Annotated in this window: 24 protein-coding genes and 7 tRNA genes; 15 read left to right on the top strand and 16 right to left on the bottom strand. The window is 46.3% G+C overall.

Annotation, left to right across the window (positions count from 1 at the left end):
• The 8 genes from rodA to leuS form a co-directional block, all read right to left on the bottom strand.
• Entirely contained in the window at window positions 1-1,107 is a 1,107-nt protein-coding gene (gene rodA / locus L5M28_RS01420; RefSeq protein ID WP_028761480.1) for a rod shape-determining protein RodA, read from the bottom strand.
• Window positions 1,104-2,960, bottom strand: a complete 1,857-nt coding sequence (mrdA, locus tag L5M28_RS01415; protein ID WP_263185626.1) for a penicillin-binding protein 2 — start codon at window positions 2,958-2,960, stop codon at window positions 1,104-1,106. The genes rodA and mrdA overlap by 4 nt, the downstream gene beginning before the upstream one ends.
• Window positions 2,961-3,021: 61 nt before the next feature.
• Window positions 3,022-3,492 carry a 23S rRNA (pseudouridine(1915)-N(3))-methyltransferase RlmH gene (rlmH, locus tag L5M28_RS01410; protein WP_006082752.1) on the bottom strand — a complete coding sequence of 157 codons (471 nt, stop codon included), beginning with the start codon at window positions 3,490-3,492 and terminating at the stop codon, window positions 3,022-3,024.
• On the bottom strand, window positions 3,492-3,821 hold the full coding sequence (gene rsfS, locus L5M28_RS01405) for a ribosome silencing factor (protein WP_006082751.1): 330 nt from the start codon (window positions 3,819-3,821) through the stop codon (window positions 3,492-3,494). Before rsfS ends, rlmH begins: the two co-directional genes overlap by 1 nt.
• 107 nt (window positions 3,822-3,928) lie before the next feature.
• Complete coding sequence (gene nadD, locus L5M28_RS01400; protein ID WP_263195659.1) at window positions 3,929-4,579, bottom strand: nicotinate-nucleotide adenylyltransferase; 651 nt, start codon at window positions 4,577-4,579, stop codon at window positions 3,929-3,931.
• Between the two features lie 24 nt (window positions 4,580-4,603).
• Window positions 4,604-5,635: a DNA polymerase III subunit delta gene (gene holA / locus L5M28_RS01395; RefSeq protein WP_028761477.1), complete on the bottom strand. Its 1,032-nt coding sequence runs from the start codon at window positions 5,633-5,635 to the stop codon at window positions 4,604-4,606.
• 17 nt (window positions 5,636-5,652) lie between these two features.
• Window positions 5,653-6,147, bottom strand: a complete 495-nt coding sequence (gene lptE / locus L5M28_RS01390) for an LPS assembly lipoprotein LptE (protein WP_115334065.1) — start codon at window positions 6,145-6,147, stop codon at window positions 5,653-5,655.
• A gap of 100 nt (window positions 6,148-6,247) precedes the next feature.
• Window positions 6,248-8,827 (bottom strand): leucine--tRNA ligase, encoded by a 2,580-nt coding sequence (gene leuS, locus L5M28_RS01385; RefSeq protein WP_263202300.1) that lies wholly within the window; start codon window positions 8,825-8,827, stop codon window positions 6,248-6,250.
• Between the two features lie 121 nt (window positions 8,828-8,948).
• Here leuS and L5M28_RS01380 point away from each other — a divergent pair, with 121 nt between their 5' ends.
• Window positions 8,949-9,449 (top strand): zinc ribbon-containing protein, encoded by a 501-nt coding sequence (locus tag L5M28_RS01380; protein WP_173497496.1) that lies wholly within the window; start codon window positions 8,949-8,951, stop codon window positions 9,447-9,449.
• Window positions 9,450-9,550: 101 nt separating this feature from the next.
• On the opposite strand, the gene L5M28_RS01375 is transcribed toward L5M28_RS01380, so the two are convergent.
• The 7 genes from L5M28_RS01375 to miaB form a co-directional block, all read right to left on the bottom strand.
• The gene (locus L5M28_RS01375) at window positions 9,551-10,210 is read right to left on the bottom strand and encodes a class I SAM-dependent methyltransferase (RefSeq protein ID WP_263166991.1); all 660 of its coding nucleotides are present in this window, start codon (window positions 10,208-10,210) and stop codon (window positions 9,551-9,553) included.
• Between the two features lie 188 nt (window positions 10,211-10,398).
• Complete coding sequence (locus L5M28_RS01370) at window positions 10,399-10,902, bottom strand: type II secretion system protein (RefSeq protein WP_263202200.1); 504 nt, start codon at window positions 10,900-10,902, stop codon at window positions 10,399-10,401.
• 10 nt (window positions 10,903-10,912) lie between these two features.
• Window positions 10,913-12,487, bottom strand: coding sequence for an apolipoprotein N-acyltransferase (gene lnt / locus L5M28_RS01365; protein WP_263202198.1), 1,575 nt, complete (start codon window positions 12,485-12,487; stop codon window positions 10,913-10,915).
• A gap of 6 nt (window positions 12,488-12,493) precedes the next feature.
• A complete protein-coding gene (gene corC, locus L5M28_RS01360) occupies window positions 12,494-13,369 on the bottom strand; it encodes a CNNM family magnesium/cobalt transport protein CorC (protein WP_006082742.1) in 876 nt (291 codons plus the stop codon).
• A 40-nt stretch (window positions 13,370-13,409) separates the two neighbouring features.
• Window positions 13,410-13,871: an rRNA maturation RNase YbeY gene (gene ybeY / locus L5M28_RS01355; protein ID WP_105251690.1), complete on the bottom strand. Its 462-nt coding sequence runs from the start codon at window positions 13,869-13,871 to the stop codon at window positions 13,410-13,412.
• Window positions 13,861-14,910: a PhoH family protein gene (locus L5M28_RS01350; protein WP_028761469.1), complete on the bottom strand. Its 1,050-nt coding sequence runs from the start codon at window positions 14,908-14,910 to the stop codon at window positions 13,861-13,863. Before L5M28_RS01350 ends, ybeY begins: the two co-directional genes overlap by 11 nt.
• Window positions 14,911-15,124: 214 nt before the next feature.
• Window positions 15,125-16,549: a tRNA (N6-isopentenyl adenosine(37)-C2)-methylthiotransferase MiaB gene (miaB, locus tag L5M28_RS01345; RefSeq protein WP_006082739.1), complete on the bottom strand. Its 1,425-nt coding sequence runs from the start codon at window positions 16,547-16,549 to the stop codon at window positions 15,125-15,127.
• Between the two features lie 365 nt (window positions 16,550-16,914).
• Between miaB and L5M28_RS01340 the strand changes: the two genes are divergently transcribed.
• The 10 genes from L5M28_RS01340 (at window position 16,915) to L5M28_RS01295 (ending at window position 21,218) form a co-directional block, all read left to right on the top strand.
• Window positions 16,915-18,192, top strand: a complete 1,278-nt coding sequence (locus tag L5M28_RS01340; protein WP_263202196.1) for an FAD-dependent monooxygenase — start codon at window positions 16,915-16,917, stop codon at window positions 18,190-18,192.
• A gap of 165 nt (window positions 18,193-18,357) precedes the next feature.
• Entirely contained in the window at window positions 18,358-18,945 is a 588-nt protein-coding gene (gene pth / locus L5M28_RS01335; RefSeq protein WP_028761467.1) for an aminoacyl-tRNA hydrolase, read from the top strand.
• 130 nt (window positions 18,946-19,075) lie between these two features.
• Window positions 19,076-20,167: a redox-regulated ATPase YchF gene (gene ychF / locus L5M28_RS01330; protein ID WP_028761466.1), complete on the top strand. Its 1,092-nt coding sequence runs from the start codon at window positions 19,076-19,078 to the stop codon at window positions 20,165-20,167.
• A gap of 208 nt (window positions 20,168-20,375) precedes the next feature.
• Window positions 20,376-20,452, top strand: a tRNA-Met gene (locus tag L5M28_RS01325).
• A gap of 94 nt (window positions 20,453-20,546) precedes the next feature.
• Window positions 20,547-20,631, top strand: a tRNA-Leu gene (locus L5M28_RS01320).
• A gap of 60 nt (window positions 20,632-20,691) precedes the next feature.
• Window positions 20,692-20,766: transfer RNA gene (locus L5M28_RS01315), tRNA-Gln, on the top strand.
• A gap of 23 nt (window positions 20,767-20,789) precedes the next feature.
• Window positions 20,790-20,864 (top strand) — tRNA-Gln (locus L5M28_RS01310).
• A 2-nt stretch (window positions 20,865-20,866) separates the two neighbouring features.
• Window positions 20,867-20,943 (top strand) — tRNA-Met (locus L5M28_RS01305).
• A 75-nt stretch (window positions 20,944-21,018) separates the two neighbouring features.
• Window positions 21,019-21,103 (top strand) — tRNA-Leu (locus tag L5M28_RS01300).
• A gap of 40 nt (window positions 21,104-21,143) precedes the next feature.
• Window positions 21,144-21,218, top strand: a tRNA-Gln gene (locus L5M28_RS01295).
• A 201-nt stretch (window positions 21,219-21,419) separates the two neighbouring features.
• On the opposite strand, the gene L5M28_RS01290 is transcribed toward L5M28_RS01295, so the two are convergent.
• Entirely contained in the window at window positions 21,420-22,136 is a 717-nt protein-coding gene (locus L5M28_RS01290) for a hypothetical protein (protein WP_263195730.1), read from the bottom strand.
• Between the two features lie 470 nt (window positions 22,137-22,606).
• Between L5M28_RS01290 and L5M28_RS01285 the strand changes: the two genes are divergently transcribed.
• The 4 genes from L5M28_RS01285 (at window position 22,607) to greA (ending at window position 25,382) form a co-directional block, all read left to right on the top strand.
• The gene (locus L5M28_RS01285) at window positions 22,607-23,203 is read left to right on the top strand and encodes a PepSY-associated TM helix domain-containing protein (protein WP_263202195.1); all 597 of its coding nucleotides are present in this window, start codon (window positions 22,607-22,609) and stop codon (window positions 23,201-23,203) included.
• Window positions 23,204-23,219: 16 nt separating this feature from the next.
• Complete coding sequence (locus L5M28_RS01280) at window positions 23,220-23,732, top strand: DUF2271 domain-containing protein (RefSeq protein ID WP_263195665.1); 513 nt, start codon at window positions 23,220-23,222, stop codon at window positions 23,730-23,732.
• A gap of 55 nt (window positions 23,733-23,787) precedes the next feature.
• Entirely contained in the window at window positions 23,788-24,606 is an 819-nt protein-coding gene (locus L5M28_RS01275) for a DUF4198 domain-containing protein (RefSeq protein ID WP_263195666.1), read from the top strand.
• Window positions 24,607-24,905: 299 nt separating this feature from the next.
• On the top strand, window positions 24,906-25,382 hold the full coding sequence (gene greA, locus L5M28_RS01270) for a transcription elongation factor GreA (protein WP_028761461.1): 477 nt from the start codon (window positions 24,906-24,908) through the stop codon (window positions 25,380-25,382).
• The last annotated feature ends 322 nt before the right edge of the window (window positions 25,383-25,704 follow it).

Raw genomic sequence — 25,704 nt, 5'->3', positions numbered from 1 at the left:
TTATCTATCTACGAAACGTCTATGGGTATGAATGCTCATAAGAATGCCAAACCCTGTCATCAATGTCAGCATGGAGGTTCCACCATAACTGACAAGGGGCAGTGGTACACCTACCACGGGCAGGATACCTGAAACCATACCAATATTCACAAAAACATAAACGAAAAACGTCAGCGTGATACTGCCAGCCAGTAGACGAGCGAAACTGGTTTGTGCGCGGGAGGCGATGACTAACCCACGGCCTATGATGTAAAGGTACATAATTAACAGTAAGATACTGCCAATTAAGCCAAATTCTTCACCGATCACCGCAAAGATAAAATCGGTATGGCGCTCGGGAATAAACTCAAGCTGTGATTGAGTGCCTTCGAGCCAACCTTTGCCCCAAAGCCCACCTGAGCCGATGGCGATTTTCGACTGGATAATGTGATAACCCGCGCCGAGGGGATCTTGCTCTGGATCGAGCAAGGTTAATACCCGCGTTCTTTGGTAATCGTGCATCAAGAAATACCAAAGGATAGGCAGGAAGGCGAGTACTGCTGCGATAAAGCTGCCAACAATAATCCAGCTCATGCCCGATAAAAACAGCACGAAAATCCCCGATGCAGCCACCAAAATTGAGGTGCCTAAGTCGGGTTGTTTAGCGATCAATAGGGTTGGTACGAGTAAAATCACTCCTGCGCCAGCGAGGTAACGTTTCTTGGGGGGAAGAGGGAACTTACTGATATACCAAGCCATTGTGATGGGGAAGGCGAGTTTAATAAGCTCTGAGGGTTGGAACTCCATAAAGCCTAAGTTCAACCAGCGCTGCGCGCCTTTATTTATTTCACCGAAAAAGTGTACCCCAAGCAGCAAGACAACCCCCGCAAGATAAATGGGTAATGCCCAACGTTTAAGCGCTTCAGGATTGATTTGTGCCATGGTAAACATGATGCCTAGCGACAACACCATACGGAATAGTTGTCGTTCCATCATTTCTAAATCTGCACCGCTGGCAGAATAGATGACAAACAGGCCAAAGCCCATCACAGCTAATAGTCCGAGCAATAATGGCAAGTCTATGTGCAAGCGTTGCCAGATGTTTTGATATTGGCTATGGGTACTCATGGTATGGGTTTCCAAGTATCTCTAAGCATATATTCATCGAGCATAGCTCGAGCGACTGGGCCAGCATTTGCGCCGCCCCAACCTGCGTTTTCCATCACGACGGCGAGGACAATTTTAGGATCCTCGAAGGGCGCATAGGCCACAACTAAGGCATTATCGCGGAAATGTTCGGCAATTTTATTGGCATCGTATTTAGTATTTTCCGCCACGCCGATGACCTGTGCAGTACCGGTTTTCATTGCGGCAGTGTAAGTGGCATCGGTAAAGCGTGACTTATTTGCAGTTTGGCGCATAGCTTCGTTGATGATATTCCAGTTACGGGGATTTTTAAGTTCAATTGGCGGTAACTCATTAATCGGTGAGTCAATTTTGGCAGTATTGTCTTTAATGGATCTCAGCAGATGTGGCGGGAGACGGCGGCCTTTGTTGGCCATAATCCCAACGGCATTAGCGAGTTGTAATGGCGTTGCCGTCCAATAACCTTGGCCAATACCCACGGAAATAGTGTCGCCTATATACCAAGCTTGATTGTACTTTAAGCGTTTCCATTCCTTGGATGGCATGTTGCCAGCCGATTCTTCAAAGATATCAATCCCTGTATTTTGGCCAAAGCCAAATTGTTCCATAAAGCGGGCGATATGATCGACACCGACCTTATAGGCTAACTCATAGAAAAAGGTATCGCAGGATTCTACAATCGCGCTATAAACGTTGACCCAGCCATGTCCCCAGCGTTTCCAGTCGCGGTATTTACGTTCAACACCGGGAATTTGCCAAAAACCGGGATCCCACACTCGGGTACTCTCGCTAATGGCTTTCTCATCAAGGCCTAACAGTGCGAGGTGAGGCTTGATGGTAGACGCAGGAGCATACTGACCTTGAGTCGCACGGTTGATCAAAGGGCGAGATTTATCATTGAGTAAGGCACTGTAATCTTTGCTATTAATGCCTTGTACAAACTGGTTTGGATCATAGCTTGGGCTCGATACCATAGCTAATACTCCACCGTCACGGGGATCGATGGCAACAATAGAACCACGCAGACCTGTGAGTAGTTCCACCGCTTTTTGTTGCAGCTTGAGATCTAAGGTGAGGTAAATATCTTGCCCCGGCTCTGGCGGCACAATTTTTAAGGTGCGAATGGCGCGGCCGCGGTTGTTCACTTCTTCTTCTAAGTGTCCGGGTTTACCATGCAGCAAAGATTCATAAAATTTTTCAATGCCTTGCTTACCAATGTCTTTGGTCGCCGCATAGTTTTTCCACAGATCGCTGCGTTCAAGTTGGGCGCGATCTCGCGTGTTAATTTTGCCTACATAGCCCAGCACATGAGTGATTTGCGCGCCGTAGGGATAGTTACGTTTAAGACCCGCTTCGACCGAAATACCCGGAAATCTGTGTTGGTTAACACTGAAAATGGCCACTTGTTCTTCGGTGAGCTGGTTTTTCAGTGTTAGCGGTTTGAAACGGCGATGAAATTTCAGGGCGTCAGTAAAGGTTTCGCGCTCGTCATCGCTGATCTCAATTAACTTGCCGAGTTCATCTAAGGTCTCTGACATGTTACTGATTTTTTCGGGCACGAGATCGAGGGAATAAAAGGGTAAATTTTCAGCTAAAAGTATGCCGTTGCGATCGTAAATGAGACCACGACTAGGGGCAATTGGAACAACACGGATGCGATTATCATTTGAGCGAGTTGCATAATCTTTATAGGATTCAACCTGTAAATGATAAAGGTTGGTGACTAATACGCAAAATAGTGCGAAAACGCAAAAAAAAGTGAAAAGCGCCCTGCGCTTAAAAAGAGACGCCTCGGCGGCGTGATCATGCATTGTTATCCGCTTTTTTGGCGACACTTATGCTATCTCCGGCTGATCCCATGACGGGTGGTTGACACTCGTTAACATCAAGATCCCGCTATTCTCTATGGTAGGGGTGATTCGTGTTCACGCTCCACGCGCGGTACAAACTTTCGGCAACCACCACCCGTACGAGTGGGTGAGGTAAGGTTAATGCCGAAAGACACCAACTTTGGTTTGCCGCTTCTTTGCAAGCTGGCGCTAATCCTTCAGGTCCACCAATCAGTAAACTGACGTCGCGACCATCGAGTTGCCATTTAGTCAGCGCGGTTGCTAGCTCGGGGGTCGTCCAGTTTTTGCCGGGGAGATCTAAGCTAACAATATGATTGCCTTTGGGAATGGCCGCCAACATTTGTTCGCCTTCTTTTTGAAGTATCCGGACAATGTCGGCATTTTTCCCCCGCTTTCCAGCGGGTATTTCGATAAGCTCCAGCGCCATATCACGGGGAAAACGGCGCTGGTATTCTTCGAAACCACGGGTAACCCAATCGGGCATCCGTGTTCCTACTGCGATGAGCTGTAACTTCATCAGTCTTGCTTTTCTGACCAGAGCTTTTCAAGCTGGTAGAAATCACGGGTTTGATCTTGCATAACGTGCAGGATCACATCGCCCATGTCCACAAGAACCCATTCGCTGCTTTCGCGGCCTTCAACACCTAAAGGTGGAATACCGGCTTTTTTCGCTTCAACCACAAGGTTTTCGGCGATAGCTTTAACGTGAGTCTTTGATGTACCTGAACATATGACCATGTAGTCAGTGATGTTAGATTGCTTGCTGACATCCAGAACAACAACGTCTCTGGCTTTCAAGTCGTCGATCTTGTCGACAACAAACTGTTTTAATTCCGCGCTCTGCACGCTGGCGTACCTCATTAATTTTAAATAGCGCGGTAGTATACCAGTGTTGCTGCTGGGAATACATTGTCATTGGCAGTTGAGTTGGCGATATCTGCTTACGGTTCGAGCTAAGGTAAGTAAAGTCGTTGATTTTTGATGTAATCTAGCGTGACGGGCATAAGTAAATCGGTGGGCATTTCGCCTTTTGCCAGTTGTTCGCGGATTTGAGTTGAGGAAATATCCTGTGGCGTAATTGTCACAGGGAAAATCTGCCCATAGTTTTTATGGAGACTGCTAGTACGACCTTCCACTGTCCCTTGTGGCGCTTGACTGCGGGCCGTCAATATCTGCTGCATAGGATGCTCTGTATCGAGCTGCCAACCCGGGCGCTGACAGACAACGAGATGGGCAAAGTCGAATAGGCGTTGCCACTCATACCAGCTTTTTAATTGGAGGAAAGAGTCCATCCCCATGATAAAAAACAGCTCGTCTTCAGGATGTAAGGCTTTCAGTTGCTCAAGGGTGACCACTGTGTAGGAAGGCGTGTCGCGTTTGGCTTCGATGTCGCACAGTGCAAAGCCGTCAAGCTGCGAGCAGACATCGGCAACCATGTTAAGCCGCTGCGCCGTGGTTAAGTTGGGCTGCTGTTTATGGGGCGGAATATGGTTCGGCATTAGCAGGATTTTATCCAAGGCTAATGCGTGTTTCACTTCAATCGCCGGACGGATATGACCATAGTGTATCGGGTCGAAGGTGCCGCCTAAAATACCAATACGCATATCAAGCCTTTGGTTAACCTATGATTAGTCTATGGCTATATGTGCCAGATGCCGATGGGCTCTAGGATCAAATAACAGACACAGGTGGCTCAGACCAGTCCAATCCTCTTTCCCCTGTTGCTTTAAGTTGAGCTCAAGTTTCGAGGCGAGGGCGAGCATATGTTCGAGTTGTTCAAGGCTGAGTCGTTGCAGCGCCGCTTGATACAGTGGTTTACGTTTATCCCAAATTCGATGTTTACCCCAGAGTGCACTGAGCGCAACGCCTTGGGCTTGCTCGCATTTCAAATTGAATAACAAACCGAGTTCTTTAAACAAGGCCCACAGCAGGATAGGTAAGGCAGTGCCTTCGCCATTGAGTTGGGCCAGCATGTGCTGCGCGCTATCCTGTTTATTATTCAATAATGCATCCGTGAGTTGGAATACGGTGAAGCGCGACTGATCTTCAAAATAGTGGCCCAGTTCGTCGGCACTGACGGGTTTTGCTGGGCTCAGGAGTTGCAGCAACTGCATGGCTTGATCGGCAGCCAGTAAATTCCCTTCATACAGAGAATGCAACATAGCACGGGCATCAGGCTGTAGATTGAGCTTAAAGTGCTTGATGCGGCCATCGAGCCAGCGCATAAACTGCTCGCCCTCTGGCGTGGCGCAGGGCAGATACATGCCATGGGCATCTAAGGTCTTAAACCATTTACTGTTGGTTTGCTCTGTGGCGAGCTTTGGCCCTTCGATAATTAACAGCATATCGGGATTGGGCGTCTGCAATAGGGCTTGCAGTGTGCTTGAGCCTTCGGCACCGGGCTTAGCTTGGGGAAGGGTTAGCTCAATCAAGCGTTTACTGGAAAACAGGCTCATGGCCTGCCATTCCTGAGTCAGATCGTTCCAATTAAAGCCCGTCTCTTGAATGAGTTGGACTTTTTCATCGAATCCCTGACGCTTGGCGAATTGGCGGATCTGATCTTTGGTGGTTTCAATCAACCAAGGATCATCCCCAAAAATCAGATAACAAGGAAATAACTGGTTAAGGTGGCGGGAGAGTTGGTCTGGATAGACTCTCATTTAATGATAGCCCCGCATTAATTCACCTCAGTACTGGCCATTGCCTGCAGAATACGATCGGCAGCTTGGATACGCATTTCCTTCGTCAGCAATTCCATTTCACGGCTCTTTGCCAATGCGGTACGTGGATCGTCTAAGTAGTCGCGGCGAATTTCAACCTTGAAAGGCTGCGCTTCTTTGCCCGGCAGTGCCACAGCAAATTCGACTAAATAAATTAGCTCATACTCGGCGACGTTACCTGTGGGGTACAAAGATAAGGTCGAGCGTTCAAGGGAGTCGGTGATTAGCCTTAATACTGGAACGTCATCGGCGGCGTCAACAACTTGGATATTGTTCAAGCGCAGGCGTTCACGCACCAAACGGGTGAGTTCACTGTATTCATCCGCGCTGCTCAAACTCAAATGGTTGAGGGCATCAGGGATCTGATAACTGCGTTGAAGCTTAAAACCGCAACCAGCGCTGGTCATAATGACCAGTGCCATGATTGCGAAGCATATGCGTTTAATTAGCATAGATTTCGCGGTTTCCTATTCGTGGTATACCCTGCAGGCTTGAAGTTGCAGCTATGCTGCAACTTCATTGGCTTTGAGTATAGCGAGTTATTAGCAGCCGTTAATTGGCCACTATGCTGAGCAGTTTGCCCGGCACATAGATCACTTTACTTACTGTCAGGCCGTCTAGGTATTTGATCACGTGTTCATCACTCATGCCTAAGGCTTCTACTGATTCTTTATCAGCGTCGGCGGCTACTGTGATTTTTGCGCGAACTTTACCGTTGACTTGCACAACGATGAGCTTGCTGTCTTCAACTAGCGCAGCTTCATCAACGACTGGCCATTGGCTATCTTCGATGTTGCTCGCATTACCTAGCTCGTTCCACAGGTTAAAGCTCACATGCGGAATGATAGGGTACAGCAAACGTACGATGGCGGATAAGGCTTCGCCAATAATGGCGTTGTCTTGACCTGTGGTTTGTGGTGCTTTTTGCAGATGGTTCATCAGTTCCATCACGGCGGCAACCGCAGTGTTGAACATTTGACGACGGCCGATATCGTCGGTTACTTTGGCGATAGTCTTGTGGACTTCACGGCGCAGCGCTTTTTGATCGGCAGTTAACTTGCTGACATCTAAGGCTTCGCTGTTATCTTGGTTCACATGCTCGTTTGCAAGCTTCCACAGACGTTTAATGAAGCGGTGTGCGCCTTCAACGCCAGATTCTTGCCATTCCAGAGTTAATTCTGGTGGTGAGGCGAACATCATAAATAGGCGAACGGTATCGGCGCCGTATTTTTCGACCATGACTTGAGGATCGATACCATTGTTTTTCGACTTAGACATCTTGCACATGCCGGTATAAACCAGCTCGTTGCCGTCTTTGTCGATAGCCTTAGTAATACGGCCCTTGTCGTCTTTTTCTGTGGTCGCTACATCTAAAGGCGAAACCCATACACGGGCGCCTTTTTCGTTGATGTAGTAGAAAGCATCAGCCAACACCATGCCTTGGGTCAGCAATTGTTTGGCTGGCTCGTTAGAGTTAACCAGACCTGCATCACGCAGCAACTTGTGGAAGAAGCGGAAATATAACAAATGCATACAAGCGTGTTCGATACCGCCAATGTATTGATCCACAGGTAGCCAGTAGTTGGCTTTAGCGGGATCTAACATTTCGTCTGCATGCGGGCTGCAGTAACGGGCGTAATACCAAGAGGATTCCATAAAGGTATCGAAGGTATCGGTTTCGCGCAGCGCATCTTGGCCATTAACTTGGGTTTTTGCCCATTCTTTATCGGCCTTGATTGGGCTTTGAATACCGTCCATTACTACATCTTCTGGCAGTAATACTGGCAGTTGATCTGCAGGCGTTGGGATCACAGTGCCGTCGGCTAAGGTCACCATAGGAATAGGTGCGCCCCAGTAACGCTGACGTGAAACACCCCAATCACGTAGACGATAGTTGACTTGGCGCTTGCCTTTACCTTCGGCAACTAACTTATTAGCGATGGCATTAAAGCCTGCTTCAAAGTCTAAACCGTCGAACTCACCCGAGTTAAACAGTACGCCTTTTTCGGTATAAGCGGCTTCGCTAATGTCCACTTCGCCATCAACTGGCTTGATCACAGCCTCAATTGCTAGACCATATTTTTTTGCAAATTCAAAGTCACGTTGGTCGTGGCCTGGAACTGACATCACAGCGCCTGTGCCATAGTTCATCAACACAAAGTTAGCTGCCCAAATCGGGACTTGCTTACCAGTGATAGGATGAATGGCGAAAAGCCCTGTAGCGACACCGCGTTTTTCCATTGTCGCGAGTTCGGCTTCAGATGTTGTGCTGTTTTTGCACTCATCGATAAAGGCGGCAAGCTCAGGATTGGTTTGCGCGGCGATTTCAGCTAATGGATGACCTGCGGCAATCGCCACATAGGTCACACCCATTAAGGTATCTGGACGTGTGGTATAGATATCGAAGGTTTTATCGTGACCTGCGACGCCGAAGGTCATTTCTACACCTTCGCTGCGACCAATCCAGTTGCGCTGCATGGTCTTAACCTGTTCAGGCCAGCCATCTAAGGTATCGATATCGTTTAACAATTCTTCTGCATAGGCAGTGATCTTAATAAACCACTGTGGAATTTCTTTTTGTTCCACAGGGGTATCACAGCGCCAGCAGCAACCGTCTTGAACTTGCTCGTTCGCCAGTACGGTTTCATCGTTTGGACACCAGTTGACTGAAGCTGTCTTTTTATAGACTAGGCCCTTCTCGTACAACTTAGTGAAGAACCATTGTTCCCAGCGATAATATTCAGGGGTACAAGTGGCGATTTCACGGCTCCAATCGTAACCAAAACCCAGCAATTTCAGCTGGTTCTTCATGTATTCTATGTTTTCATAGGTCCATGGCGCAGGCGCAGTCTTGTTGTTAATCGCGGCATTTTCTGCGGGTAAACCAAAGGAGTCCCAACCAATAGGCTGGAGCACGTTTTTGCCTTGAAGACGTTGAAAGCGTGCAACTACGTCACCTATGGTATAGTTGCGTACGTGTCCCATGTGGAGTCTGCCAGAAGGGTACGGAAACATCGAAAGGCAATAAAACTTTTCTTTGTTTGCGTCTTCAGTGACTTCGAAGGTTTTGTTGTCATGCCAGTGCTTTTGCACTAAGGCTTCAATTTCTGAGGGATTATATTGCTCTTGCATCACTCTATTTCCGGCAGTGCCGCCTATTATTGGATCTAACGCCATATCAGCGCGAGTAAGATCTGCATAGAATAAACTAGAAGCGATGCATTAAAAAGGTTCGTATGAAGGAGTATTGGTTATGAATGATAGAAGTAACGCGTTACTAGGACTGTATCAAGCCTTAATTACCGAAGTGAAATCTCAATTTTCAGAAGATAACACTATGACTGTAAAGAACTTATTCAATTCTGTCACTCAAGGTAAGGAGTATTTACGTCTTAAAGAACAGGCAGGGGAAGATGAACTCGCTTTAGTCGAACAATTCTTAAAGCGTGATATTACGAGTTTTCTCCGTGAGCAGAACGCGGATAGTTTGAGTCATAGCCCAACCGTGATTACTTTAGAGAATACGCTTTGGCATTGGCTCAGTGAAATCACCGACCGCAGCCAAGTAGAATGGCATGAGTTAACGCAAGATTTTAAGCACCAAGGCTACTACAAGAGTGGTGATATTGTGAATCAGGGCATCATGGTGTGCACTAACTGTGGTAATGAAATGAGTATTGAATTTCCAAGTCCCATCCCTGACTGTCCTGAATGTGACCATGAAGAATTTACCCGCGAGCCGCTAACGCCTTAATCAAGGTGGTGATGTTATGCAGCTAAAACGACGCCTCAGCGTCGTTTTTTTTTGAGTTCTATTAGACCTAAATGGCTCATATTTGCATTAATTAGGCTGTATCAACTGTTGGTACGAGAGTAGTTGAGGATTTGACCGCCAAAGGGCGCTAATAAAAATTCAGTGTGAATGGGTTTATGTTGCGTGTGTTCGTAACCTAAGGTGACCATACGTTTACTGAATTTGGCATGATTACCACGACCGGGATCGACTAAGACTACATCACAAATTGGTTTAGCATGCTGCTCAATAAATTGTGATAAGAGATCGGCATGTTCTTGTTCGTACAAGAGATCGCTGCCGATAATGAGGTCAAATAAACCTAAATTAGTTTGTGCATCTGCCCACCCTGTTCGAACAAACGGAATCGCACGACCATGATTTAAATCGACATTCTGTTTAAGGAAATTCTCCGACTCAGGGTGATAGTCGGTTGCTGTGATGTCGGCATGTCTGTGGTTTAGCACTAGACTTGCCAGCCCTATACCGCAGCCAACTTCAAGAATGCGTTTATTATCAATTTGATAATCGGCCATATGATGGGATAGCACTTGGCTAGACGGCCAAACTATGCCAAATAATGGCCAAGTTGCGGAGGAAATACCGAGCTTTTCAGCTTCGCCATCTAGGTCTTCAAATTCTTGGTTATTTCTTAGGGTTCTGACATGAATGTCGAGATCCCCAAATTCGTGGGTTTGGTAGCGCACGCGAAGCTGTGCCATAGAGTTGCCTTGACTATGTACCTTGGTTAAGGAACGAGGTAATGGTACCAATCATATTGGCTATGCAGACACAGTCACTGTGATTGGTATAAGGCCACGTCTAATCGTTCACCTTAACGTGGAACGCGCAATCAGCCTAATGTATTCGCAGACAATTGCGGGATAACACAGGTCAACTGAGTGTCAGCCTAACAACCTTGGGTGCTGATATCATATTGCGGCGCAGTGTTGGCATCGCTGGCTTGGGTGTAGCGGAAATAGCATTGGTCATCATTCACTAAGGAATTGTTGTTAAGATCGTAACCTATATAAGTGATATCAATGCCTTGATATTGAATGATAAGTTTATCATCTGAGGTGATCCATTTTTCCACATCAGTATTATCGAGGTAACCCCATTTTAATCGTGTATCTGGCGTGCCATCACCATTGAGGTCGATATCAATAATATCATCGCGCCCAGCTACCGCTTGGCTCAGTAGGCTAGGCATTTGGGTTTTTGAGTAAGCTAGCATATTGGCTGTTTTAACGCCGGCCTGTACTTGGTTTAAGGTTTGTACCCGCGCTTCTTTACTTAAACCGATAAATTTAGGCGCGGCGATCACAGCCAAGATCCCAAGCACAATAATCACAACGACAAGTTCAATTAAGGTAAAACCTGCCACATCTTGTTTATTGACTTGGTAATGCATGGCCTCAATCCTATTGCGCTTTAAAACGTCGGGCAAGACCGAATAGAACGATTAAACCACAGAGTATCAGTAGGGGCATTTGGCCTAATTTTGCAAACCAAGTTTGTCCTGTGACTAATGGAATAGTTGCACTTAGCACGCCTATTTCAAACTGTGGTAATGACGCTGTGATATTGCCATGCTCATCGACTATGGCTGTCACGCCATTGTTGGTTGAGCGTAATAGAGGCCGACCCAATTCAACCGCGCGCATTTGAGCGATTTCCATATGCTGTAATGGCCCATTTGAGCTACCAAACCATGCATCGTTAGAGACAGTTAATAGTATATCTGTCCCTTGATTAACGTTGTCGCGCAACTGTTCCGGAAAGGCTATTTCATAACAAATCGCGGGCGCGATTTTATGGCCTAGGGCGCTGAGGTTCGGCTGTTGATATTCGCCTCGTGTAAAGGACGACATGGGCAAATTAAAGAAAGGTGCTATCGGGCGCAGCAGCGTTTCAAAGGGGACAAACTCGCCAATTGGCAACAGATGGTGTTTCTTAAATTGATTGCTACCATCGCCCTCATAGTCAGGGCCTGCTTGTTGTTTCTGATTATGATTACCGAGCACAATCAATGAATTATAGAACTCATTGTTTTGATGGCTAATAATGCCTGTGATAATTGAGGTATGGTTTAGATTGGCGACTTTATTGGCGTTATCTAAAAAGTCCTGCACCATAGATTCTGGCGCTGGAATTGCTGCTTCTGGCCAAATAATGATATCGGCATCCAGATGTTCGCGGGATAAATCCATGTATTTTAACAGCGTCGGCCACAGGGCATCGGGTTCCCACTTCATGCTTTGGGGAATATTGCCTTGTACCAGTGCCACTTTAACATTTTCACCCGTAGGATGAATGTCCCAAAGTTTAGGCGCAGCCCACACGGCCAGAATGCTGAGCGGCAGTAAAAGCAGTAAGCTCTTATAACGCTTAGTAAAACAAAGCGCTAATGCACCAGCGAGCATGGCCAATACAAAACTTATTCCCAGTGTGCCTATGATACTGGCAAGGGGTTTTAGCGGCCCTTGAGTTTGCGAGTAACCCGCCCATAACCAAGGGAAGCCTGTCATTACCCAGCCTCGAGCCCATTCGGTCAAGGTCCATAACGCGGGGAATAGGGCGAGATTACGCCAAAGACCAAATCGAGTTTCACCATCATGGCTCAGCGTTTTAGTTAACCAAACCAGCGCTAAACCAGTTAGCGCGGGATATAAGGCTAAATACAAGGCTAACAAGGCCATTAACCCAACGGAGGCAATGAGCGGCATCCCACCAAAGGTATCCATACTCACGTGAACCCAGCTGATCCCTACGGCAAAACAGCCAAATCCAAAGCTTAACCAATAGTAAAAGCTTGCCTTAGCGCTCAGCGTTCGGCTGTGCCAGAGGGCAATCGCCATGGCAAACGGATAGATTATCCAAATGGAATAAGGCGCAAATGAAAGCGCCGTACTGGCGCCAAGGGCAAATGCCAGTACGAGTCTCACAGCACTAGGTTGGGACTGTTGTTGGGCAAAAGCCCGGATTTTTTTTAGCACGAGTGATTATTCTACGTCTTCGCCAGTATTAGGATCGGGGAGTTTAACTCTGAGTTGGATTAAACGCCTAGTGTCAGCATTGATGACTTTAAATTCTATGCCTTCAATGATGATGCTCTCGTTACGTTCTGGCAGATGGCCAAAGGCGTGTGAGACTAAGCCACCGACGGTATCAAACTCTTCATCGCTGAATTCAGTGTTGAATTCTTCGTTGAAATCTTCGATTGGCGTCAAGGCTTTAACCATATAAACCGTGTTACCGACTTTGCGGATTTCGGTTTCTTCAGTGCTATCGTGGTCGAATTCGTCTTCAATCTCGCCGACAATTTCTTCCAGAATATCTTCGATAGTCACGAGTCCCGATACGCCGCCGTACTCATCAACCACAATCGCCATATGGTAGCGTTGAGAGCGGAATTCTTTTAGCAGAACATCGACGCGTTTGCTTTCGGGCACAACCACGGCGGGACGGATCACGCGATCCAGTGAGAAGGGCTCATCACTGTTGGAGAAACCGTAAGGGATCAAATCTTTGGCAAGCAATATGCCTTCGATATGGTCTTTATCTTCGTTAACGACGGGGAAGCGCGAGTGACCTGAACCAATCACAGTCGCAAGTAACTCTTCGACCGAGTTGTCTATCTGGAGGGCGACAATTTGAGCTCTTGGGATCATGATATCCCGAACACGCATATCAGAAACGTCTAATACACCTTTTATCATCTCGCGGGTGTCTTGGGTGATCAAATCGCGCTGCTCGGCACCATCAATCACATCGACTAGATCTTCGCGATTTTGAGGTTCGCCCTGAAATAGCTGACTTACTCTATCAAACCAACCTTTCTTGTGGGCGTTCGTACTAGGGGGGATATCGTCACTCATAGTTTTCTCATTAGCTTTTGATAGGGATTATCTTAGCTAATTATTGTTCCTTATATGGGTCAGTAAAACCTAAGCTTTCAATGAGTTGAGTCTCTAATGACTCCATCTCTTCGGCTTCTTCATCGTCGATGTGATCATACCCTAGCAGATGCAAGCAACCATGTACAACCATGTGTGCCCAGTGCGCTTCTAGTGGTTTTTGTTGTTCACGGGCTTCATTTTCAACGACTGCCGCGCAAATGACAAGATCTCCGAGTAAAGGAAGTTCAATTTCTGGTGGTGCTTCAAAGGGAAATGACAGTACATTGGTCGGTTTGTCTTTACCGCGATAGGTATTGTTGAGCATTTGGCTCTCGCGGCTATCGACGATACGTATGGTTAATTCAGCTTCATCCATGCTATTGCCAATTGCGGTAGTGACCCAAAGGGCGAATTGTTCGTCCGTTGGTAGCCACTCACTGGTGCTGGCATGTTGAATATCTAAGGCTAACTCAAGACTCATGTGTTGCGGCTTCCTGCTGTTGCTTTTGGTACTGGCTTTCTTTTTTGGCTTTTAAGGTTTGCTCTTTTAACTCGAAGGCTTCATAGGCTTCAACGATACGGGCAACCACAGGATGGCGCACTACATCTTGGGAGACAAAAAAATTAAAGCTGATTTCTTCGACTTGGCTTAACACTTCAATCGCGTGACGTAGCCCTGACTTTTGATGTTTAGGTAAGTCGGTTTGAGTGATGTCGCCTGTGATCACCGCACGGGAATTGAAACCGATACGGGTTAGGAACATCTTCATCTGCTCGATTGTGGTGTTTTGGCTTTCATCGAGAATAATAAAGGCATCGTTCAGGGTACGACCGCGCATATAGGCAAGCGGCGCCACTTCAATCACGTTTTTTTCGATTAAGCGTTCCACTTTTTCAAAGCCAAGCATTTCGAACAGGGCATCGTAGAGGGGGCGTAGATAAGGGTCGACCTTTTGACTTAAGTCACCGGGTAAGAAACCGAGTTTTTCACCCGCTTCAACTGCAGGGCGAGTCAGCAGAATGCGGCGCACTTCTTGGCGCTCTAACGCATCTACTGCCGCTGCTACGGCAAGGTAGGTTTTGCCCGTTCCAGCAGGACCAATACCGAAGGTAATATCGTGACGCGTAATATTGGCCACATACAAGCTTTGATTCGGATTGCGTGGCTTAATGACACCGCGGCGGGTTTTGATATTAATACCGCTGTCGTCGTTAGCGTCTGCTTGCTCTAGGGCAATGGCTGCTTGAATAGCGATATGGACTTGCTCAGGCTCAAGATCGGGCGTGCTGCCTTTAACCGTTTGGGTCTCGATGTAGAGTTCTTTTAGTAAGTTGTTGGCGCTTAAACAATTGCGTGGCAGTCCGGTGATCTGGAAATGATTGTTCTTACGGACGATTTCAACGCCAACGCGACGTTCTATCTGCTTGATATTGTCATCGAATGGACCGCACAGTGAAGCCAAACGGCGTGTTTCTGCGGGTTCGAGATACAGATTCATGGTAGTTAATTTACTGGACAAATAGCACTCCCAATAGCGAATAAGAAAGCAAGGTACGAGGTTGGTTAACCATCGCAAGATAATTTTAGTTTACGAGCCATAGCCGATAATTGCTAACGGAAAATAGCAATTGCCTCGGTAGACTTAAATAAAAGTGCGTTAAAGCAAAAGGGCGACTAAGTCGCCCTTCTTTATATAGGTACTGATATCGGTACTGTTTAAGCCGATTTAACGCTTATGGCTTAAATTGAGTCACACCCAGTTCATCATCTTGCTTGCGCTTGGCCAGAATTTCTGCCGGCCGCAGGCTACGACGTAGATCCATTTCATCTTCGCCGCGGATAAAGACACCGCGCAGTGAGTTAGTGTAAACGTCGACGATTTCGACATCCACGAAAGTACCGATGTGTTTTGGTTGACCTTCGAAGTTCACCACTCGGTTGTTCTCAGTACGGCCGCGCAGTTCCATAGGATTTTTCACCGATGGTCCTTCAACCAGAATACGTTGCACTGTGCCCATCATGTGGCGGCTGTAGCGCATGGCTTGCTGGGTGATGCGGTCTTGCAGAATCGCCAGACGTTGTTTTTTCTCTTCCATATCGACGTTATCGGGTAAATCAGCCGCTGGCGTGCCCGGACGTGCGCTATAGATAAAGCTGAAGCTGTGGTCGAAACCTATGTCTTCAATCAACTTCATGGTATCGGCAAAGTCTTCCTTGGTTTCGCCTGGGAAGCCAATGATAAAGTCTGAGCTGATTTGAATGCCTTCACGGGCTTTACGCAGGCGGCGGATGATTGACTTATATTCAATCGCCATGTGGCCGCGTTTCATCGCTGTGAGAATACGGTCAGAACCCGATTGCACTGGCAAGTGCAAGAAGCTTACAAGCTCAGGGGTATCTTCGTAAACGTCGATGATATCTTGTGTAAATTCAATTGGATGACTGGTCGTGAAGCGGATACGGTCGATACCGTCGATGGCTGCCACGAAGCGCAGCAATTCCGCAAAAGTACAAATTGCGCCATCGTGAGTTGCGCCGCGATAGGCATTCACGTTTTGGCCGAGCAAGTTTACTTCGCGCACACCTTGCTCCGCCAATTGGGCGATTTCAAGGATAATATCGTCCGATGGACGGCTGACTTCTTCGCCGCGAGTATAAGGTACAACACAGAACGAGCAGTATTTGCTGCAACCTTCCATGATAGACACAAACGCGGTTGGGCCTTCGGCGCGTGGCTCTGGCAGACGGTCGAATTTTTCGATTTCAGGGAAGCTGATATCGATAACCGCTTTGTCGCCACGGCGCACTTGCTCGATCATCTCGGGCAGACGGTGCAAGGTTTGTGGTCCGAAAATAATGTCGACACATTGGGCTCTGTCTTTAATGGCTTTGCCTTCTTGTGAGGCAACGCAGCCGCCCACGCCAATAATCAAATTGGGATTTTTATCTTTAAGCGTCTTCCAGCGTCCTAGCTGATGGAACACTTTTTCTTGCGCTTTTTCGCGGATAGAACAAGTGTTGAGCAGGAGAATGTCTGCCTCAGACGCTTCTTCAGTCAAGGTATAACCTTGGTATTCGCCTAACAGATCAGCCATCTTGGATGAGTCATACTCATTCATTTGACAGCCCCAAGTCTTGATATGGAGTTTCTTACTCATCAGTTGTGTCGCCCTAAGATGACCAATAAAAATAGCGCGACATTTTACCTGCTGTTACGGCTGCTGACCAGCTTTGTCCACACTTTTAGCTGTTGGCTTTTGACAAGGGTGATACCCTCACAAATGCTAGGTTTTTATTGTTCGGCTGCATTTGGGCAAGATTAATATTGTTAACAGGCTGAGCTTTCATTATTTCCAGCAAACTATTCGGGCTTGAATGCCTATGTCTTCACGGATTTCGAATCGAAATGCGCTCAACATTTCCGTGGTATCTTGATATAAGGCATAATCAAGCGGGTTTGTGAAAAGTCGCTTGGGCAGAAATACAGAAGGGCTTAAAGGTGGTAACTAAGGTGGTAAGTAGGATGAGCCAGATTGAAGAGACACATGCACAGATGATACCCGACACCACAGATTCTAACGTGACTCATTCTGACGTCACTCATGCAGAAGGCACTCATGCTGAAAGTACTGAGTTCGATGTCATTCTTGTCGGCGGCGGCATGGTTGGTGCGGCGACGGCAATTGGATTAGCCCAACAGGGTTTGCAAGTGGCGGTGATTGAATCTTTTGCGCCAGAGGCTTATCAAGCCGAACAGCCATTAGATGTGCGAGTCTCGGCCATCAGTGTGGCTTCTGAAACGCTGCTTGAACGTCTTGGCGCCTTGGACTCATTGCTCAAGATGCGTAATGTGCCTTATTTGGGCTTAGAAACTTGGGAGCTCGATGGCTGCATCACCCAATTCCACTGTTCACAAATTGGCGCCAGCCATTTAGGCCATATAGTCGAAAACCGTTTAATCCAACTTGCCCTGTGGCAACAGATGACACAATTGGCAGGCATCACCTTATATTGTCCCGATAAAGTGGTGGCATTTACCCGCGATAGCGATGGCGTGAGTGTGCACTTACAATCGAATAGTAAACTCATCGCTAAGTTGTTGGTTGGCGCCGATGGTGCTCACTCGCAGGTACGCCAATGGGCGGGAATTGGCATTTCGGGTTGGGATTACGCTCAATCGGCCATGTTGATTAATATCAACACCGCACAGGGACAACAGGATGTGACTTGGCAGCAGTTTACGCCCAAAGGGCCACGTTCCTTATTACCTTTACCTGGCAATAACGCTTCGCTGGTGTGGTACGACGACGCCAATCGAATAAAACAGTTAATGCAGCTTAATCACAAACAGTTGGCCGAGCAGATACGTTTGCATTTCCCTGCGCGCTTAGATGCCGATTTCACCGTTGAGAATAAAGGCAGTTTTGGCCTCACTCGTCGGCATGCCCAGCGCTACTATAGTCATAATGTGGTGATTTTAGGCGATGCCGCTCACACCATTAATCCCCTCGCAGGCCAAGGGGTGAATCTTGGATTTAAGGATGTCGAAGCATTTTTGGCGGTAATAAAGGAGGCATTAACTCAAAATAACCTCTGGTGGTCGAATGAGGTGCTTGCCCAATATCAGCGCAAACGTTATCGCGATAATCAATTGATGATGACGGCGATGGATTTGTTTTACGCCGGTTTTAGCAACGATATTCTGCCGCTAAAGCTGCTGCGTAATGGCGCGTTAAAGTTGGCAAACATCAATTCCCCGCTCAAAAAGACTGTCCTTAAATATGCTATGGGGCTTAATTAACGCTGAGTTGTTCTGTGTTCTGACCTTGTGTTCTGCTCCTGTGCGATGACGTGGCATTTGTTGACTTGGGGTTTGAGTGCTAAAATGCCGCGTTTTTAGCTGGTATGGTCAGTTCAGTCGGCACTTTGCGCGGCTGTCATCGACGAAATAACGATATTGAGTGTCATGAGCGAAATAAAATTAATAGTTGGTCTGGCTAATCCAGGTGCTGAATATGCACACACTCGCCATAATGCGGGGGCTTGGTACGTTCTTGAGTTAGCGAGAATTTGCGGCGTGACTTTAGTGGCCGACAGTAAGTATTTTGGCTTGACCGCCAGAGCAGTATTGCACGGTAAAGATGTCCGCTTATTGATCCCGACGACTTATATGAATTTAAGCGGTAAAGCGGTTGGCGCTTTGGCGAATTTTTTTCGTATCACGCCGGAAGAGATTCTGGTCGCTCACGATGAACTCGATCTGCCGCCCGGTGTGGCTAAGTTTAAGCTCGGTGGCGGTCATGGCGGCCACAATGGTCTGAAAGATATTATTGCTAAACTGGCTAACGATAAAAACTTCTACCGTTTACGCTTAGGTATCGGTCATCCTGGTGATAAAAACCAAGTGAGTGGTTACGTACTGGGAAAAGCACCTGCTAAAGAGCAAGAACTTATCGAGGCGGCGATAGATGAAGCTGTGCGTTCTACCGAAATTTTGTTTAAACAAGACATGGTGAAAGCCATGAACAGATTACACTCCTTTAAAGCGGAGTAGGTTTTGCCTTTGGCGAGACTCAAGTGTTAAGTGATTTAATTATTCAGTAATGTGCTGCCATAGGGCAGGACGACTAAACCTCGCTGATGAGTGTGACTTGTCAGCCAATAATCGAGAGAAAGGTAAGCATATGGGTTTTAAATGCGGCATTGTTGGTCTTCCTAACGTAGGTAAATCAACGCTTTTTAATGCGTTAACTAAGGCTGGCATCGAAGCGGCTAACTTCCCGTTTTGTACCATTGAACCTAACACTGGTGTTGTACCTGTGCCGGATCCACGTCTGGATGCGTTAGCTGCGATTGTGAATCCACAACGTGTGTTACCTACTACCATGGAATTCGTGGATATTGCGGGTCTTGTGGCTGGCGCATCTAAAGGCGAGGGCTTAGGTAACAAGTTCCTCGCTAACATTCGTGAAACCGATGCTATTGGTCATGTAGTACGTTGTTTTGATGATGACAACATTGTTCACGTTGCTAACAAGGTTGACCCAGCTGGCGATATTGAAGTCATCAACACTGAATTAGCGTTAGCTGACTTAGACAGTTTAGAGCGTGCGGTTCAGCGTCAGCAGAAACGTGCTAAAGGTGGCGATAAAGACGCTAAGTTTGAAGTGGAAGTATTAGAAAAAATGCGCCCCATTTTAGACGAAGCTAAAATGTTGCGTTCAATGGATTTATCGAAAGAAGAGCTGGAAGCAGTGGCTTACCTGAACTTCTTAACCTTAAAACCGACCATGTATATTGCTAACGTTGCGGAAGATGGTTTTGAAAATAACCCGCACTTAGATGCCGTTCGCGCCATTGCTGCGACAGAAAACGCTATCGTTGTTGCCGTATGTGCGGCGATTGAATCTGAACTGGCCGAGATGGAAATCGAGGAGCGCGATGAGTTTATGGCGGATCTGGGTATCGAAGAACCAGGTTTAGATCGTGTGATCCGCGCAGGTTATGAATTACTGAATCTGCAAACCTATTTCACCGCAGGCGTGAAAGAAGTGCGTGCTTGGACTGTGCCTGTGGGGGCGAGTGCTCCGCAAGCGGCGGGCGTTATCCATACCGATTTTGAACGCGGTTTTATCCGTGCCCAAGTGATGGCATTTGACGACTTTATTGCCCACAAAGGTGAAGCTGGCGCGAAAGAAGCCGGTAAGTTACGCGTGGAAGGTAAAACCTATATCGTTAAAGATGGCGATGTGATGCATTTCCTGTTTAACGTATAACAAAGCTTATTCACGCTGTAAGTCTCGATAAATTAAGCTAAGTATGAGCAACAAGGTGTTATTTAGCACATCTGTTGCTCAGTTTGGTGAAGTAATAGCCGAACAGCTTAACCTAAGGGAAATAGCGAAAAAAAGCTGTTGACCTAGATACCTCGAATAAGCATAATACGCCCCGTTCCTCGCTGAGAGAGGCGCGTAATATCGATGTGGCAATGTAGCTCAGCTGGTTAGAGCACAGCACTCATAATGCTGGGGTCGCAGGTTCAAGTCCCGCCATTGCTACCATTTTATTTAAGATAAATTTCTTATATAAAATGAATCACGATTTTACTCTAGCATTGATTGCTAGCATCTCTTCACGATGTAAACATGAAGCTGTGCGGGAATGGTGAAATTGGTAGACACGCCAGATTTAGGTTCTGGTGCCGCAAGGTGTGAGAGTTCAAGTCTCTCTTCCCGTACCATTTTTTAGATATATGAATTTAGAAACATCGGCGATAGCGGATGTTTGAAACAGAGTTAGTTGGGGTATCGCCAAGTGGTAAGGCACCGGGTTTTGATCTCGGCATTCCAAGGTTCGAATCCTTGTACCCCAGCCATTTTTCTCAGTTTCCAAGTTGATTGGGGTATCGCCAAGTGGTAAGGCACCGGGTTTTGATCTCGGCATTCCAAGGTTCGAATCCTTGTACCCCAGCCATTGGCAATGTAGCTCAGCTGGTTAGAGCACAGCACTCATAATGCTGGGGTCGCAGGTTCAAGTCCCGCCATTGCTACCATATTTAACTCTGTTAAAGTGATTTATCAGAGAAAAATCCAAAAATGTTGAATAGACAATTTTGGTACATTTTGATGCGGGAATGGTGAAATTGGTAGACACGCCAGATTTAGGTTCTGGTGCCGCGAGGTGTGAGAGTTCAAGTCTCTCTTCCCGTACCATCAAAATGCAATCTTCGATAGAAGATTAAACACAGTTTATTGGGGTATCGCCAAGTGGTAAGGCACCGGGTTTTGATCTCGGCATCCCAAGGTTCGAATCCTTGTACCCCAGCCAAAAAGTTAAAAAGCCTGTCTTCGGACAGGCTTTTTTCTTTTTAACTTTTTTCAACTTAGCGTTATTTTGCTTTCAGTTTCCCTTCAATATTAGCCCTTCCAGCCTTTCCCTTGTCTCTATAATTCCCGTTGGTTGTGGCAATTCAGCTATTTTCAAAGTTAATCCACAGTGCCATTTGAGCTGGCACTGTGGTGATCCGTTTTATTGCTTTTTGACTTCAGGAGTAACAGGTGGCGATTTTATTTCTGCTGGAGCCGCTGGAACGGCGACTTTTGCAGCCGCTTCAGTGATATTGATTGGCATTGCAGCATTCTTAATGACGGCATTCTCTGTGACCGCACTATCAATAACGGCACCTTGGGCCGCTTTAACATCACTTGTTGCAACGGCTTTGACAGCATCAGGTATTGCTAATTGTTGCTGTACTTGATTTGCGCCCGCTTCTAAGGCTTTTTGTTGTAACTTCTGTGGATCGGTATAGTCGGCTAATTCCTTCGGCCAACTTGGGACCCGTTTTTCTACCTGATTACTGAATTGCTCAGAGAACACTGAGGGCGCGCCGCCTTTCATTAGCATGACTGCCATTTGGTTGGTGTCTGAGTTCCAAACTAGACCCGCTTTTTCAGCCATTTCGGGGACAGGGGTGTAAGTCGACACTAAGTAGATGAGTGGACCTTCCTGTTGGATCTTGTCGGCCGTTTTGAGCAGGGACAGGGTGGTATCGTAATTTTTACCCAGCAATTCCTGCATACGGTTTTTGATGAGCGGTTGTTCGAATAATCCGACATCGTTCGGGTCTAAACCGACAAGGGGTTTAAGCAGGGCCCACATGAGCTGGCCTTGAGGTGACATTAATAATAGTGGTGCAACGCAGGCGTTGAGCATTAATGCGAGCCACATAATATGCAGGCAGCGCATTTTTTTGAGCAGAGATGTACTCAAGATGATATTTCCTTGGAAGTACCAGCAAGTCGCCGGCGGCGGATTGTAGCTGATTGGCATAAGGTAAACGAGAGGGTGGCAAAGTAAATTTTAAGCAAAAAAATTAGCCCAAATGTTGGATTTTATCCTCCTGAATTTGAAAGGTATTTACAGGTGATACAATAAATCATTTGCTGCTAATTTAATCGAAGGTAATGGTTTTTGAGTGCTAAAAACAGATTTACCCCTAAGTGCTTTATTTTTAGCACTTATTTTTCTTCTTACTTTTTAACTTCTTTTTCAGTATTGAATATGTAAAGTTTGTAAACTTTGTTCTGTTTGATAATCGATCTCATTTAATCTCGGCGCATTAAATTAGTTGAATGCAGCTCATTTCTATCTTTAGCTGCATAGGGAAAGCAGACTCTGGAGGTATTTCTCTTCGGTTTGTTTTTGAGAGTGCATCATTGAAATTAAGAGTCAGTAAGTCGTCTTTGTCCTTTGCCCGCATTATTCATGTTTATGTGTCTATGGCTTTATTGTTGCTGATGCTGTTTTTTGCGGTGACAGGTATAACGTTAAATCATCCTAATTGGTTTTCTCAAGCTGATCAGGAACCTAAGCGGGAACAAGTGCCAATCCCTGCCTATTTGTTACCCGTTAATGCCCAAGACTCACAATGGCGTCTGGCTGCGGGTCATTGGTTGAAAAGTGAATGGGCTATGGATATGGCGAGTGCCGATATCGATGAAGATGAAATTAGTTTAGTCAACAAAGGGCCCGGCACTTACCGCAGCCTGACATTGGACTTGCTCGACGGGCAAGCCTATGTCGAAACCTTAGATTACGGTGTCGTTGCCGTAGTGAATGATTTGCATAAGGGCCGTAACACAGGCACAGCTTGGGCTTGGATACTCGATCTCAGCGCTGTGCTTATCATTTTATTTTCGCTCACTGGGGCTTATTTGTTGCTGCCTCAAACCAAGCGCCTCAAAAAGTCATTGTTATACATGGTACTCGTCAGCAGTAGTTGCGGGCTTGTGTATGTTTATTTTGTTCCATAAGGAGTGTAGACCGAGTATGCGTCATCTTATTCGTACCATTGCGGTGAGTGCTTTGTTTGTGAGTTCAGCTGCGTTTGCTGCACCACAAATGACAGTCGATTTAACCTTGCCGGAAATTACCGAAGGCCAATACCATAGACCTTATGTGGCTGTATGGGTTGAGGATGCCCAAGGACAACCGGTAAAAACCTTAAGCCTTTGGGTTTGGGATGAAGGTCATAAATGGCTTAAAGACATCCGTCGTTGGTGGCGTAAAGCCGGACGCGAAGATATGAGCTTTGTTGACGGTATTGCATCTGCGACACGTCCCGCGGGTCATTACAAAATCGATTGGGATTTAAAAGATGAGGCGGGAAAAGTGCTTGAACCTGCCACTTACACTGTATTTATTGAAGTGGTGCGTGAACACGGTGGTCGCGATCTTGTACGACAAAATATCGATTTAGCTGCGGGAGATTTCTCTGTGCAGTTGCCCGCCACGACAGAAACTGGCGTTATCGACATACGCTTAAGCGGCATGGCTCGTTGAGTCAATCCATTAAATATTTAGCCCGTATATTAATCGTTAAACTTAAGGAAAAGGCATGAAATTACGTCTTATTACATTACTTGGCACACTTTGTATTAGCCCATTGGCAAGTAGCCACGACAGATGGATTTTACCTAGCCACTTCAACGTTTCGGCTGAAAGTGAAGAAATTGTGTGGATTACTTCAGATGTGTCTGCCAGCAATCAAGTGTTTATGATGGATAAACCTTTTAGTGCCAGTGATGTGCGTGTGTTACAGCCAAATGGAAAACCAACGTCTCCAAGCTCAAGTTACACGGGCGGACGTAAGTCGGTGTTTGATGTGCAACTGATGCAAGATGGCACTTATAAGTTTGAAAAAGAAGTTTCACCTCGTTATTTTTCTCAATATAAAGTTAAAGGAAAAGAAGGGGTTGTACGCAGCCGTATGGATAAAAAAGCCACAACTGCTGCTATGCCAAAGGGAGCCTATGATCTTGAAAGTTCTTTAAATGTGTCGCGGGTTGAAACCTATGTCACACGTAATAAGCCAACTGAGGAAGTGTTAAAGCCTAAGGGGGAATATTTAGAACTAGTGCCTGTGACTCATCCTGCAGATATTGTTGAGAACGAAGCTGCTACCCTGCAATTTGTTTTTGATGGTAAGCCCGTTGAAGGCGTTAAAGTCGCCATTATGAAAGACGGTAGCTTATATCGTAACAAACCAGAGGAAATCGAATTTACCTCAGATAAAGACGGTAAAGTTTCAATGATCTTACCTTCAGCAGGACGTTATCTCTTACATGCGGCAATTGAGCGCCCTAATTCAGATAAATCCCTTGCTGATAAAACGGTTAGCGAAATCTTTTTGACCTTTGAGGCTGGGCTTGAATAAGTGAGTTAACCTCTAATTTGAGGTTTTTGCTTTGAGTCCTAATGCCCACGGTCTAAATGGCGAGTGGGCATTTTTGTATTCATTTCGAGCTAAAACTTGTGCGAAATTTCCTTAGGTATACAGATTTGAATTTGATTACTGGTAACTCTGCTTAAGGTTGGGTAAGCTGCGTCAATGCATTGTTCTTGGTGCATCAAAAGCGCATAACGATTAGAATAGCGCAATTCCACCCTCATTTGACTGTGTTGACCTTAGCGTTGGCACGGGTTGCTTTTGTTTTAAAGGAGACGAAAGAAGTTATGACTAAGGTTCCTATGACAGTTGTCGGTGCAGAGCAGCTGCGTAAAGAGTTAGATATTCTCAAGTTTGACCGTCGCCCTAAAATCACTGAAGCAATTGCTTCAGCGAGAGAGTTAGGCGACTTGAAAGAAAACGCGGAATACCATGCGGCTCGTGAGGAACAAGGTATTTGTGAAGCACGTATCCGTGATATTGAGGGTAAGTTATCTAACGCGCAAATTATCGACGTCACTAAGATGGTGAATAACGGTCGTATCATTTTTGGCGCCACTGTGACTATTTTAAATCTCGATACCGATGTTGAAGTGACTTATCGCATAGTCGGCGATGACGAAGCGAATATTAAAGAAAACCTGATTTCAGTGAATTCACCAATAGCCCGCGGTTTAGTCGGCAAAAATGAAGGTGATGAAGTGTCTATTACTACACCAGGTGGTATGACAGATTACGAAATCATCTCAGTACAGTATTTATAATCTGCTTATATTACTTTGCTTATAGTGTTGTGAGCGTGACTCATGCGATATCGCTAAAACCGTCCTAGGGCGGTTTTTTGTTATCCGCGAATTAAGTTTGTTTACGGCTTGAGTTTACGGCTTTAGCCAAGGATATCGATCGCGCTTCAGCGTTGAATTCGGGGTAAGATGGACAAAGTTTAATTTGTCTCTTTGTAGGTTTTTACCTAAGCTGCCATCCTAGCAAAATCAACATTGGCGAAATGTGTATGTTGTTTTTTTGCGCGAGTTTCACATTATGGACCCACAGTTAAGCATCAAAAGCGAACAGTGAATAGGTTCA

Source organism: Shewanella sp. SW32, from assembly GCF_025653365.1.
Classification (GTDB): Bacteria; Pseudomonadota; Gammaproteobacteria; order Enterobacterales; family Shewanellaceae; genus Shewanella; species Shewanella oncorhynchi.
This window is presented reverse-complemented; position numbering and strand designations above follow the sequence as displayed.